Below are 13750 nucleotides of genomic sequence, written 5' to 3' on the forward strand. Positions count from 1 at the left end.
TATACCACAACTACTCAAAAATTAAGTGTTGTTGCCCACAGGCATTCTAAATTTGAGTTTTCCTTGTAATACTTTGATTGCAATATCCGTATATTCAAAGACTTCTCCATCATACCCTACTGCAACTGGATGATTTGCATGAATATGTAATTCTGTGACTTTTTGAGTTTCCACAACATCAAGTCCTAGATGATTTCCTTTATAGTACATTGGAAATAATTTCGGCAATCTCCAAAAAGGAACATCACTAACAATGGTTACATCCAACAATCCATCTTCAATATCTGCCAATGGGGCACTCTTAAACCCGCCGCCGTACCACTTTCCGTTCATTACAGATGTGAGTAGCGTATCGAATCGTTGTGTCTCGCCATTCATCGTTATATCTAAATGCGTTTTCTTTTTTACCGCTAGTGCAATCACCGCGTTGTAGATATATACAAGTGAACGGGGGAAGATTGTTGTGCGAACTGCATTGACGCGTTTGTTAACATCAGCGTCTACTCCGATATTTAGGCAGTTTAGGAAATAGTGGTCATTCGCGATTCCAATATCAATATTATGGACTTCGCCTTCAATTGTTCGATAAAGTACATCTTTAATATCCTTTTTATCCGCTGCGATCATTCGCCAAAAATCATTACCTGTTCCCACAGGTATTATTGCGAGTTGTGAGTCAAAGTGCATTCCGTTTAGAATCTCGTGGGCTGTTCCATCACCACCAACGGAATATAAGACGACTTCTTCTGTATATTCAGATGCAATGCGTTGCGCATGACCAACAGATTCCGTAAAACGAATTTCATAACTTTCATTACTTTTTTCAAAATATTCATGAACCCAACCAGCAACATCTTTTACATTCCCCAGTCCTGAAATTGGATTAATAATAAATACGTGTTTCATAAAACTTCTCCTGTTTTAACGTTACTATTATCGTACAGTCCGACTTTCTTTTCAACAAAGACGAAAGGAAGTGGCATCACTTCCTTATCCTTCTCTATTAATTCTTGCATAAACGATTACAATTGTAAACACATTTTTATGTTCTCACAACATAATGAATCACAATTGTGGACCCTTGTGGTAGTACATCACCCTCAAGACTCGATTGCGACCAAAATTGGCCATCATTGAACATTTCTGAACTCTGTTCTGATTGTGCAAATTCGATGTCAATTTTATGCTTTGTTGCCCATTTATTGATAGCGTCACGACTCATCGTGCTAAAGTCTGGTACTTTAACTTCGCCATTTGCAGTCATACTATCGATGCTTTCGTTTTTTGAGCTATTTGAGTCCTGCGTATTTTTGGAGTTCGTTTGTGATGTTTTCGAATCATTGATACCATTTATCTTGGTTTCTTGATTCGCAATGGACTTATCTTTTGAACGATCTCGATTACTCTTTAACTCATTCTCTGACCACAAGCGTCCATCAAATGTTTCTAAGTCAGGGTTTTGAGTAAACGCATCATATGGTTTTGAAAACGTGAAACCGAAGGCTGTATCGCCTTGAAGCTGCGGAGTTGTCTCCATATTTTGATCGATGAGTGTTCGCGTATTATGCACATACGTAGTATATGGACGAATTACGCTTGCACCATTCGGTGCTTCATCGGGTTCTCCAAGTATTTGTGATTGGACAATTCTGAATGTCTCCATTGGTTCTAGTGGTGACGTTTGGATACTTGTGATTGCATACCCCATCAGAGATGTCATGTGATTAACGGACATGTTCGTTGAAATATTGTTTTTAGCTCCATCCAAAATATTTACGAGTGTATTGGGATTGCGAGTATTAATAATAGCTGCCGCTATCTCTCGAATGACATACTGTTGGTTTCGTTGGCGAGCAAAATCATTATCTGCGAAGCTATAGCGTTCGCGGGCAAATGTAACAACTTGTTTTCCGTCGAGATGATTCATACCTTCAGGTACAGTTATTGGTTCGTATTCGACTGGATTTGAGTCTTCAATTGGGAATGAACCCGCGAATTGTAATGGCGACTCAATATCTAGTCCCCCAAGCGCGTCGACAATTTTCTCTAGAGCATAAAAATCTGTTTCAAAGTAGAAATCGATATCAACATCAAGGAAATTCTCCACAGTATCAATCATGCATTCACGGCTAATACCACGCGAATGATTTATTTTATCAAAAGTTTGGCCTGGGTAACATGCTATAGGGACATAACTATCACGTGGGACACTTGTCATTGTTGCTTTCATCGTGTTTGGGTTGAATGTTGCAAGAATGATGGAATCGGATAGATTATCATTGTTTCCCAGCATGAGTAAGGTAAAGGGTTCACGTACAACATCAACATTAGATACTTCTGAAGATACAGACGCCGAAAAATTCACAATACTCTTTGATGGCTCGAACGGATTCACAGGTGCATCAACAGTTTCAGCAAGTCGTGTGTAGTTCTTAGGAAGTACCGCAAACGGAATTTCTTTGTTAAGGGCTGCATCCACCAAACTCTTGGTATCTTTATATTCGACCAGTTCCGAAGTTCGTGAGTATCTCTGTACATTCTCTTGAATAAGCGTTTCAAATTCTGGATTGACACTTTGAATATAACCCACTTTCGCGCCGGCTAAATCTTTGTCTGTTTTCGTTCCATCAATTGAGACAATAACGTAGTCAATACTTTCTTCTCCCGAAATGTTGATAATTTGGTTTATTAAAGAATCTGTTTTATATAGATAATAAGTAGCAACTCCACTCACTGTAAGTAAAGCAATTCCAAAGAAAACAGTGATAGTTCGCATGAATCGAACACGTTTCGCATACCCGATTAAGAACGTTAGATTTAAGACAAGTGCTAGAATAACCAATATTCCAATTCCCATCGTAAAGTACTCCGAATGGATTTTCATATAATTACCTGCAAGAACGATCATCATCGCTATTACAATATTGGTTGCAAAGGTTATGAGAATACCATAGAATGGTGCATCAAAAAAACGCTTGGCTTTGGGTTGTTTTCGGTGTCGCATCGGTTGCCTCCTTATCGAAATAAAACCATCGCTGCAATGACGTGCACACGACGGTTTTGCTTTCATTAAATTACAATTTCTGTGCTAACTATTCGTTGGCTTTTGTGCTTGACCAGATGAACCTGAATCTGGTTTTGTTGAATTTGTTCCTGAGTTATCGTCTGGTTTTTGGTTCTCATTATCCGTATCAGGTTTGGTTTCCGGTTCTGTTGGTTTCGTAATTGGTGGTTTTGTTTCTTCCACCGCTTCTTCTTCGTTATCAGTCGGACGTTCTGTTTGTGTATTCTGTTGAGATTCGTTTTGATTATTTGTTTGTGGCTCTCTTGTTTGTTCCTGCTCTGTTGTCTCTTCGCGTTCTGACACCGGTAAGCGTGTCGGACCGTTCGGTGACCAGAATAGCCCATCAAATGGTTCTAAATCTGGATTTTGAGTGAAAGCATCATAGGGTTTTAAGAGTGTAAAGCCAAAGGATGTATCATTTTGCAATCGAGGTTCTTTTTCCATATTTTGATCGATCAATGTACGTGTGTTATTGACATATGTTGAGTATGGACGAACCACAGACGCATCACCCACGAAATCCGGAACGCCTAAAACTTGCGACTGTGTAATTCTGAAGGTATCCATAGGTTCAAGTGGTGATGATTGAATACTTTGAATTGCATACCCCATAAGTCCTGTCATATCACTGACTGACATGTTCGTAGAAATGTTATCTTTTGCGCCATCGAGAACACTTACAAGGGTATTCGGATTGCGGGTGTTGATAATCTTCTTCGCAACTTCTTGAATTACATATTGTTGGTTTCGTTGACGGGCAAAGTCACCATCAGGGAACGTATGACGTTCACGTGCAAAGGTAACAACTTGCTTACCATCTAAATGATTAAGACCTGCAGGAACAGTGATATCATCGTACTCCACAGGATTTGATCCTTCAATTGGGAATGATCCCGCAAATTGATGTGGCGATTCAATTTCAAGGCCTCCTAAAGCATCAACAATCTTAACGAGTGCATAGAAGTCTGTTTCGAAGTAGAAATCCACTTGGATATCTAAGAAGTTTTCCACAGTATCAATCATACATTCACGGCTGATACCTCGAGCATGGTTGATTTTATCTGATGACTGTCCAGGGTAGCATGCAATTGGAACATAACTGTCACGAGGAATACTTGTCATCGTTGCTTTCATCGTTTGTGGATTAAAGGTTGCCAGAATGATTGAGTCTGATAAGTTGTCATTGTTTCCCAGCATAAGCATGGTAAACGGTTCTTTAATAACATCGACACTCGAAATATCTGATGTTATCGATGTTGAAAATTGAATAATTGCTTTCGATTTTTCAAATGGATTCACTGGAGCATCCACTGTTTCCGCAACACGTGTATAGTTTTTCGGTAAGACAGCAAATGGAATTTCCTTATCAATCGCCGCTTGGACGAGTTCTTTGTTGCTTGGATATTCAACGAACTCGACTGTCCGTGAGTAACGATGAATCGTATCTTGCATCAACGGTGCAAACTCAGGATTTGTGCTTGTTACAAATCCAACACGTTTTCCATCTAAATCATTTTCTGTTAGTGTACCATCAATAGATACAACGACATGCTCGACATTCTCTTGACCTGTCGTATTAACAATTTGATTAATGAGGAAATCCGTACGGTAAAGGTAGTATGTTGCAACACTCCCCACGGTTATTAGGAGTAACCCAAAGACGACCGTTACGATGCGAAATACGCGTTTATTTTTTGCATATCCCACGAGGAATGTAATATTAAGAAGTAACGCAAGAATCACAAGGATTCCTATTGCCCACGTAAAGTACTCTGCATGGATTTTCATGTAGTTTCCTACTATAAAGAGTAGTGCGATAACAAGTCCGTTGCTGATAAGCGCTACGCCCATCCCAACGTATACATTGTCCCACAATGAAAATTTAGGCTTGGTTGTTGGTGTCTGTTGGTTGTCCATCAGTTACCTCCACGATTGAGTATAAGCCATCGGTATCTTTCACGATTGTTATGGTCGATGATTTTTGGAAGTCTCCGGTTTTCACTGCAGTTGCTTCTTTATAAGTCCATGTGATTTCAACTTGGAAAGCATCAACTGTGATAGCTTCTTTCGTGATAACACCGTCTTCATCCATTTCCTCTTCCTGCATTAAAAATTTAACATTCGTTGTTGGTTTCGTTGTTGACTGATTGACCTCCAACGTATTGGCAATGTCGCCTTTTTGAAGGTAATAGTTCATATCCCCATAAATATTATCGAGTGCCTGGTCAAAGACAGGTTTTCGAATATCTTGGTGAATAAACTGGAGTCCTCCAACATCGTTAAATTTTGTTTTATTTGTCCATGTATAGAAATCCGCAACAAAACTCTGAGCTACAAGCCCAGCTATTTTTTGATCGTCACGCACATCTTGATTTAGTGCATCCGATAATTGATCATAGATTTCCTTTTGATGTGGTGTTGCATTTTTACGTAATGTATAAAAATTATTTTGACTTACGGTTCCGACACCAGAATTATTTTTGTTTCCTTGAAATCCCTTCATAATGTAAAAGCCCCCAACACTCATAATTGCAAGTGATAGTATTGTTATAAAGAGCACAAGTCCTTTTGATTGTTTGGTTGTATTTTTCATATGTCCACTTCCTGTAGTTATTTTAGCATACTAAGACTTGTAGTTTATGTCAATTTCGTGAATTGTGTTACACGACTTCACATTTTCTTTTATAATAGTTTTAGGAGGTATTACGATGAATACATTAATTATTTCCGATATCCACGGAAGTCACCAGCGGTTGCAGGAGGTTTTAGCAACGCCTCTGCCTTATGATCAAATAATCTTGGTCGGTGATTCCCTCTATCATGGTCCACGAAATCCAATCTTGGATGACTACAATCCACAAGCTGTTGCCGATTTATTAAATGCCGTAACCGTTCCTATTTTAGCGGTACGTGGTAATTGCGATGCTGAAGTCGACCAAATGTTGTTGAACTTTCCAATGATGCAAGACTACACCCTGACACAACTTAATAATAAGAAGATATATATTACGCACGGACACTTGGTTGATCCGAATACGTTTGGCCCTCAATCAAACGCTGACATCTTTATTTCAGGCCATACGCACATCCCTGTCCTCGAAATATCCGGTAACACCCTTATGTATAATCCTGGTTCAATTGCACTCCCAAAGGGCGGACATCCTAATTCTTACGGATATCTCAGCGATTCATCAATATCAATACTAACGTTGGACCACAAACCTTACATGACCTTAGATTTTTAAGCACACAAAAACTCCGATATTTACACCGGAGTTTTTATTTGTTTTAGTTTAAGACTTCAAGTTTGTTGTTCCAGAACCAAATCGTTCCAACACCACTAATAATGATAAAAATAACATCTTTAATCAATGATATGACTTGGTATGAATTTGAAATTCCACCACCTGTGCCATTTTCGATACTCGTGATGTCAAATCCAGATCCTGGTAACATGAGATTTGACATAATTAAAATTAGGAAATACATTCCGATAAAGAATACAAATGTTAATAAACCACGATTGTTTCTGAATCGGCTTGAGTTCGCAATACTTCCTGCAAACAATAATACGGATACCCACAAGATTGTTTGTGTAAATTGACCAAGTACAATGAGGAATGATGCAAAGGTTGCATTCCCTTCAAAGATTGAGCCAAATAAGAAACTAAAGATTTTGGTAATTTGACGCCATGTGGATGCATCGATAAAGAAAATACTGATTGCACCAAAGTAAATGGCAAAGATTCCTCCAAATGAAACAAGACTCCAGAAGGATGCTGTAATTGTTTTGGCTATGAAAATTTCAGTTGATGATGCAGGGTATGTAAATAAGCGATAAGCACTTTTCTTATAAATACCTTTGTAAAGCATATCAATAAGTGCTTTATAGGTTAGTACAATTGATGCAATAATCATGGCATAGATTGCTAGCATCGCGACACCAAGGAAAATTGATCCGAATGTCGTTAGTTCAAGACCACTTGTGACATCTTTCATTTGGAACACAATGACAACGGCAAGGACTGCACCAATAATTGTCATAATAAGCACTGGCAAGAATGATTTTGCTGTTGCTTTAATTTCGTTTTTAACAAGTTTGATTACCATTTGAACACCTCACGGAATACATCATTAACCGATGCATTGTACTCTTCACGTAGATCATCACAGTTTCGGTGAAGGTGAATTTGTCCTTCTTTAAGGAAAACAACTTCATCCAAGACTGGCTCAATATCAGCAATTAAGTGCGTGGCAATAATCAATAACGCATCGTTTGCATAATTACCAAGAATTGTATCTAAAATTGAATCACGTGATGCTGGGTCAACCCCTGCAATCGGTTCATCAAAAATATAGATATCAGCTTTTCTTGACAAGCACAATGCTAGCTGAAATTTTTCACGCATCCCTTTTGACATTTTGGAAACTGGCATCGTTGGATCCAGTTTTAGTTTTAAGAACAAGTCTTCTAACACTGCCATGTCAAAATCAGGGTAGATATCTTTATACAGTTTTGCTGCATTGATTCCTGTAAGTGTTGGTTCTAAATATTCTACATCAGGTAAATATGAGATTTTTGCTTTTGAAATTGCACCAATTTCATTACCTTGGACCAAAATTTCGCCATCAAAATCTCTGAGTAATCCCATTATGGATTTAATCATCGTTGTTTTTCCAGAACCGTTAGGTCCACACAAACCGATAATCTTACCACCGTCTAATTCTAAATTAATGCCTCGAAGCACAGGATATGATCCGTATTGTTTCGATACATTACGCATACTTAAGAATGGTTGATTCATATTATTCCTCCCACACCAGCGTGACTGCTTCTAGAAGTGCCTCGCTGCCTATATTTAAATCTTTCGCCCTTTGAACAAAGTCAACAGTTAAATCGTGCGTTAGTTTCTGTTTCAATTCTTGAATTTTAACTTCATCCTCTGTCACAAATTTTCCGTTTGTTCTATCTGTGATGATAAATCCATCACGTTCTAATTCTGTTAAGCCTTTTTGTACTGTATTTGGATTCACCTTAAACTTAAGTGCTAAGTTACGAATCGAATCAATACGTTCCCCTGGTACAGCACGGCCTGATGCTATTTCATATTGAAAGTAGTCAATTATTTGTCGGTAGATTGCTACCGTACTTTTATTTAACGACATGCCATGACCTCCTTGTGATACTTATATAATACACTGATACACTAGGATGTGCAACTACATTTGTTCAGGTGCTGAAACCCCAACAAGGTTTAGTGCATTTTTTAATGTAATTTGTGTTGCCACAAGTAAGTTTAGACGTTGTTGTGTTAAAGCTGGATTACTTGGATCATTGACTTTTAATTCTCCATAGAAACTATGGAAATATGCTGCTAATTCTTGAATATAGTTTGTAATTTTATGAACGGTACGATTTTTAGCTGTATCCGCAACTACAGAGCTGAATTCGTTAATATGTTTAAGTAGCTCTACTTCTTTTTGATGTGTTAGTAAATCAATAACAGGTACACGATTTACATCACCTGCTTGACGCAAGATTGATGCGATGCGCGCATGCGCATATTGTGCGTAAAAAACAGGGTTGTCATTTGATTGTGTTCGGGCAAGACCCAAATCAAAATCAAGTGGTGTCTGTAGTGCACGGCTTGCAAAGAAATAACGGGCTGCATCAACACCAATATCATCAATAAGATCCACAAGACCTACAGCATTTCCTGTACGTTTGGACATCTTAACTTCTTCCCCATTTTCCACAAGGCGTACCATTTGAATGATATCGACATCCATGACGTCTTTATATCCAAAGGACTCAAGCGCAGCATTCATTCGTGGAATATATCCATGATGATCGCCACCCCAAAGGTTGAGAAGACGTTGATAACCACGTTCTAGTTTGTAGAGGTGGTAAGCAATATCTGGTACAAGATATGTGTATGAACCATCTGATTTAATCAGCACTCGGTCTTTATCATCACCATATTTTGTGGATGCAAACCATAATGCATCATCTTTTTCATAAGTTTCGCCATTTGCTTTCATTTCTTCTAAGCGACGGACAACACTACCATTGTCGTAAACGGATTTTTCACTGACCCATGAGTCGAATGAAACCCCAAATTTACCAAGATCACGTTCAATACGTTCCAGTTCAAACTCAATACCAATTTTTTTAAAGAATGGTTCCCATTCTTCTTGTGGTTTTGTGAGCCATGCGTCACCTTCACGTGCAATAACATCTTGGGCAATTTGTTTAATGTCTTCACCATGATAGCCGTCTTCAGGCATCACAGCTTCAATACCATACGCTTGTTGATAACGTGCATACAGTGAATGGCTTAGCATTGTGATTTGATTTCCAAGGTCATTAACATAATATTCACGTAAGACATCATAACCTGCATACGTCATGATTCGTGTTAATGAATCACCCCATGCCGCACCGCGAGCATGTCCAACATGAAGTTGTCCTGTTGGGTTTGCACTAACGTACTCTACAAGGACACTTTTTCCAGCGCCTACTGTGGAGCGACCATAGTTATCTTTAGCATCTAAGACCGTATTGATAACATCGCCCAATACTGATGGTTTCATAAAAAAGTTAATAAATCCTGGTCCCGCAACTTCCACCTTTTGGATCATTGGGTTTGCTGCAATGGCTTCTGTAATAATAGTTGCTATTTCGCGTGGATTTTTCCCCACACGTTTGGTTAAGCGCATTGCAATATTGGATGAATAATCACCCATTTCAGATTTGTTTGGAATTTCTAACATAACTAAGCCCGGTTCATGATCGATACCGAATGCTTCTTTTATGATGGTTTCTAGCGCTGCGACTAGATTTGTTTCAATTGAATTCATGATTTACTCCTCTTAAATAATCTTTTTGTAAGCTGCGATTGAAATTGAACCGGGCCCTGTATGGGCAAGGACAATTGGATACAACAACTCACGAATAACCGTTTGTCCCGTAATTTTCTCAACATCATCAATCGTTTGTTGTAGTAATTTAGGATCGCAATCTCCGTCAAGCACGACCCAATGGTATGCTTCTGGATTGCGGCCTTCTGTTACTTTCTCAACACCAACTTTTACTGCTTTTTTATGAGTACGTACTTTTTCCAATAAATCAATTTCACCGTTCGCAACTTTAAGAACAGGAATGATTTTCAGTAAGTTTGCAATCGCGGCTGCCGTTGGCGTAATTCGCCCCCCTCGTTTGAGGTATTGAATATCTTCGGGAATCAATGGTGCAAACATGTCTGCATTTTGTTCCACATGGCTTTTAATCGCATCGGGTGTCATACCATTATCCACCATTTGTTTTACATCTTTTGATAATAAAAGTAATGGAGCTGCCACAAATTTTGAATCAATTACAGTTATACGGCGATCAAAGTCATCGATAATGCTTGAGACTGTTTGAAATGTACCGCTTAACTTACTTGAAATGGGAAGAAATATAATATGGTCATATGTCTTTAAGAGTGTTTCAAATTGTTCCATCATTGCCCCCAATGGTGGCTGAGATGTTCCAACAGTTGAACCACGTCGCATTGCTGCAATGAGGTCTTCACGTGAAATCCCTTCTTCTTCCATATATTCTTTCCCGTCTATGGTTATTGGCATACGTGCCACGTAGATTCCGTATTCTTCAGCTTGTGCCTTAGAAATTCCTGCGGATGAGTCTGTGATCACTGCAATTTTCATCGTGTTTTTTCCTCCATTATTACAGTAACTATATCATATTTCGTTATTTTTAATATACCCTATTTACAAACGATTTTTTATGGGCTATAATGTCAAAGCATATGGCGGTCGTGGCGAAGTTGGTTAACGCACCGGGTTGTGGCTCCGGCACTCGCGGGTTCAAGTCCCGTCGGTCGCCCCATGATAAAAATACAAGCTCCCTTGAACAAGGGAGCTTTTTTATTATGTCTAATTATCGAGTTGTTTTCGCTTATAATAGGTCGTAAATGCGAGTATGGCAATGACAATCCATAAGAGCATCGATCCATATCCTAACCAACTTGGATAAACTAAACTGGGATCCACTTCACGAAAGAGCATCAACGTGATCGGTCCTGTAGGTAAGAATTTGCTGATTGTTAGCACGACACTATTTTCACCCATAATCGAAAACATAGGTGCTGCCGTCAACATCATTACAGGTAATCCATAGATTCCAACAGCTTGTTGATTTGGTGCTATTAATCCAATAATAGAACTTATGAATAGTAGTGAGAGTACACTCAGAAATACCAATAATATATAATATGGTAAATAATTAAGCGCAACACCTACAATTAGGAAGCATACAACTTGAATCAACGTAAAGAGTAGCGTGACAACGATCATCTTGCTTACTAAGAATTCCAAACCGGATACATCAGACAACATTAGTGATCGCAATGTCTTCTTTTCTTTTTCTTCAGCAATCGACATCCCCATCGCCGAAGATCCGAGCATCATCAAACCTAAAACCGTAATCATAATTAAGATAATCATATCCGCTTCTGGTCCTGGTGGCATTGGCAGTATCGTCGTGTAAAAAACAGCAAAGATTACTGGCATAAGCATAATAACCAGAAAACTTTTATTGCTGAATGTTAATTTAAAGTCTTTTTGAATAAGTGCTTTCCATTTACGCATTGTCATAATTATTTCTCCCTGTTACTGCTAAGAATATTGTTTCTAAGTTAGGCTCTATCGAGTGAATTGTGTTAATAATTTTCGTTTCATTCGCAAGTTCTTGAAGTCCTTGTTGATCTTTCGTGACTCGCTTTTGTGTACCGTCATTGTAATGAACAATGACTTCATTTTCTGCATATTTAAGTTTTAGTGCCTCTGATGACCCCATCTCAACAATGGTTCCATTGTCTAGAAATGCAATACGATCACACAGTTTATCAGCTTCTTCCATTGAATGTGTGGTTAAGAAGATAGTTGTTCCATTCTGATTAATCCGTTGAAACAGGTTATGGATATCAGCGGTTGTCTTTGGGTCCAAAGCGGCGGTTGGTTCATCCAAAAATAATAGTGCGGGTTTGTGGATGAGTGCTGTAGCAAGGATGAGGCGTTGTCGCATCCCGCGGGATAGCTTTTTAGCGAGTGTCTTTCGATCCTCATAGAGACCAATTTCTTTCAGCAATTGATCAACTTGGTCCAAATCAACATGCTTCAGATTGGCAAAGAATTTTAAATTATCATACACACTGAGTGCATCATACACATCATTGCTATCCGTCATAATACCAAGTCGGTCATAAACTGATGCATTATGATCTTCAAGTGGTTTCCCAAATAGTTCAATACTATTGGGGCGAACTCGTAGTTGTTTGGTAAGAGCTTTGATTGTTGTGGTTTTCCCAGCACCACTTGGTCCTAAGAACCCGAATATTTCTCCTTCGTACACATCAAAGGACATATGCTTTAAAACTTTTTTAGTGTTAAATGCGATTGATAAATCGTTAATTGATACGATTTTATTCATACATAAACCTCCTGGCTTGTTTGCCTAAGACCAGTATAGAGGTTCTTAATTTGATTTTAAGCTTCTTTCACCGAATGGCGTGAGAAAGCCCGTGAATACTGCATATTATTCTCTGAGTGGCGCATTATTGGCCTGAGTGGAGCACTGCTTTAAATTCACTATAGCGTCGTTTGCTAAGGGGAATCTCCACATCGCTTTGTCCCGTTAAGACGAGTACGTAACTATTACGGGTCCATTGTTGAATTTCTGAAACCTTGGGAATGTTAACAAGATAGGATCGATGGCATCTAAAAAATTGGTATGCTTGCAATTGTGTCTCTAATTCCTCCAGTGTAAATTGGGTTGGGATTAACGAATTTTTGACATAGATGTGGGTTACGGAATCGATACTCTCTGCATAATAAATATCTTGAATATCAATGACATATTCGTTGCCTTTACTTTTCACCACGAGTGTATTCGTTGTCTGAATGCTTGGCATGATATTTTGAACTGATTCATAAATTGGAATAATGGTTTCGTTACGACTGTAGTACAAGTTTCCGGGCATTAAACACACATTCCGAAAAGATGGTGAAGTGGTAATAATACGAGTCGTCTCACTCATCGATTCGATTGCACCAACAATTATTTTCGCCGACGTGTTATCGAGATTGGCTAAGGGATCTTCAATCAGGATTAACTGTGGATTCATAAGCAATGCCTGTGCGATCATCAAACGGCGTTTAACTCCCGTATCAAGCTGAGATACTTTATGTTGCGCATATCGATGTAAATCCAAACAAGTCATCACATCATAGATATCTACGTGCGAATGATTAATATCTTTATAGAAATTGAGGAGCTTACTAACTTTCATAAACTCGTACATACCATCATCAAAGGCAATCGTAATTAAATTGGTTTGTGGTAGTTTTTTCTGAATTTCAACAAACGTATCGTGGTCACATTCAATATGAACCGACTGCACACCTTCATTTAAGAGCTGGATTAAATCAAAATTAGTCATAGTTATTCCCCATTCTATTCTTTATTGTATCAAATATTAGATGTCGTAAACTTCTTTTTTTGACAGTCTAAAGAGCAACAAAAGTGGTGCGTACATGCATCACTTTTGAATTCATTGTCGTTCATCAATTTTTTTTGAATAATCTGTTTACACCGCCAGGTATTTGGGCTATAATGTCAAAGCA

13 protein-coding genes and 1 tRNA gene are annotated in these 13750 nt (G+C 38.5%); 2 read left to right on the plus strand and 12 right to left on the minus strand.

Going from position 1 to position 13750, the window contains the following annotated elements:
* Positions 1-21: 21 nt before the first annotated feature.
* The 4 genes from G7061_RS10220 to G7061_RS10235 form a co-directional block, all read right to left on the minus strand.
* Positions 22-906: a diacylglycerol kinase family protein gene (locus tag G7061_RS10220; protein WP_159646633.1), complete on the minus strand. Its 885-nt coding sequence runs from the start codon at positions 904-906 to the stop codon at positions 22-24.
* 136 nt (positions 907-1042) lie between these two features.
* Positions 1043-3004 (minus strand): LCP family protein, encoded by a 1962-nt coding sequence (locus G7061_RS10225; RefSeq protein WP_166121082.1) that lies wholly within the window; start codon positions 3002-3004, stop codon positions 1043-1045.
* An 84-nt stretch (positions 3005-3088) separates the two neighbouring features.
* A complete protein-coding gene (locus tag G7061_RS10230; RefSeq protein ID WP_166121085.1) occupies positions 3089-4981 on the minus strand; it encodes an LCP family protein in 1893 nt (630 codons plus the stop codon).
* Complete coding sequence (locus G7061_RS10235; RefSeq protein WP_159639466.1) at positions 4947-5657, minus strand: hypothetical protein; 711 nt, start codon at positions 5655-5657, stop codon at positions 4947-4949. Before G7061_RS10235 ends, G7061_RS10230 begins: the two co-directional genes overlap by 35 nt.
* A 115-nt stretch (positions 5658-5772) precedes the next feature.
* Between G7061_RS10235 and yfcE the strand changes: the two genes are divergently transcribed.
* Positions 5773-6309, plus strand: coding sequence for a phosphodiesterase (gene yfcE / locus G7061_RS10240; protein WP_159639467.1), 537 nt, complete (start codon positions 5773-5775; stop codon positions 6307-6309).
* Positions 6310-6352: 43 nt separating this feature from the next.
* Here yfcE and G7061_RS10245 read toward each other — a convergent pair whose 3' ends face one another.
* The 5 genes from G7061_RS10245 to G7061_RS10265 are packed head-to-tail and all read right to left on the minus strand — an operon-like array spanning position 6353 to position 10774.
* Positions 6353-7174: a hypothetical protein gene (locus tag G7061_RS10245; protein ID WP_166121088.1), complete on the minus strand. Its 822-nt coding sequence runs from the start codon at positions 7172-7174 to the stop codon at positions 6353-6355.
* Positions 7168-7869, minus strand: coding sequence for an ATP-binding cassette domain-containing protein (locus G7061_RS10250; RefSeq protein ID WP_159637402.1), 702 nt, complete (start codon positions 7867-7869; stop codon positions 7168-7170). The genes G7061_RS10245 and G7061_RS10250 overlap by 7 nt, the downstream gene beginning before the upstream one ends.
* 1 nt (position 7870) lies before the next feature.
* Positions 7871-8230, minus strand: a complete 360-nt coding sequence (locus G7061_RS10255; RefSeq protein ID WP_159639469.1) for a GntR family transcriptional regulator — start codon at positions 8228-8230, stop codon at positions 7871-7873.
* 54 nt (positions 8231-8284) lie between these two features.
* The gene (argS, locus tag G7061_RS10260; protein WP_159639470.1) at positions 8285-9925 is read right to left on the minus strand and encodes an arginine--tRNA ligase; all 1641 of its coding nucleotides are present in this window, start codon (positions 9923-9925) and stop codon (positions 8285-8287) included.
* Between the two features lie 12 nt (positions 9926-9937).
* On the minus strand, positions 9938-10774 hold the full coding sequence (locus G7061_RS10265) for a DegV family protein (protein ID WP_159637438.1): 837 nt from the start codon (positions 10772-10774) through the stop codon (positions 9938-9940).
* 104 nt (positions 10775-10878) lie between these two features.
* On the opposite strand from G7061_RS10265, the gene G7061_RS10270 reads away from it, so the two are divergent.
* Positions 10879-10955 (plus strand) — tRNA-His (locus G7061_RS10270).
* A gap of 47 nt (positions 10956-11002) precedes the next feature.
* Here the strand turns inward: G7061_RS10270 and G7061_RS10275 are convergent.
* The 3 genes from G7061_RS10275 to G7061_RS10285 form a co-directional block, all read right to left on the minus strand.
* Positions 11003-11722, minus strand: coding sequence for an ABC transporter permease (locus tag G7061_RS10275; RefSeq protein WP_166121092.1), 720 nt, complete (start codon positions 11720-11722; stop codon positions 11003-11005).
* Positions 11709-12557 carry an ABC transporter ATP-binding protein gene (locus G7061_RS10280; RefSeq protein ID WP_159646641.1) on the minus strand — a complete coding sequence of 283 codons (849 nt, stop codon included), beginning with the start codon at positions 12555-12557 and terminating at the stop codon, positions 11709-11711. The genes G7061_RS10275 and G7061_RS10280 overlap by 14 nt, the downstream gene beginning before the upstream one ends.
* 124 nt (positions 12558-12681) lie before the next feature.
* Complete coding sequence (locus tag G7061_RS10285; RefSeq protein ID WP_166121095.1) at positions 12682-13566, minus strand: LytTR family transcriptional regulator DNA-binding domain-containing protein; 885 nt, start codon at positions 13564-13566, stop codon at positions 12682-12684.
* Positions 13567-13750: the final 184 nt, after the last annotated feature.

This window comes from Erysipelothrix sp. HDW6B (genome assembly GCF_011301115.1).
Classification (GTDB): domain Bacteria; phylum Bacillota_I; class Bacilli_A; order Erysipelotrichales; family Erysipelotrichaceae; genus Erysipelothrix; species Erysipelothrix anatis.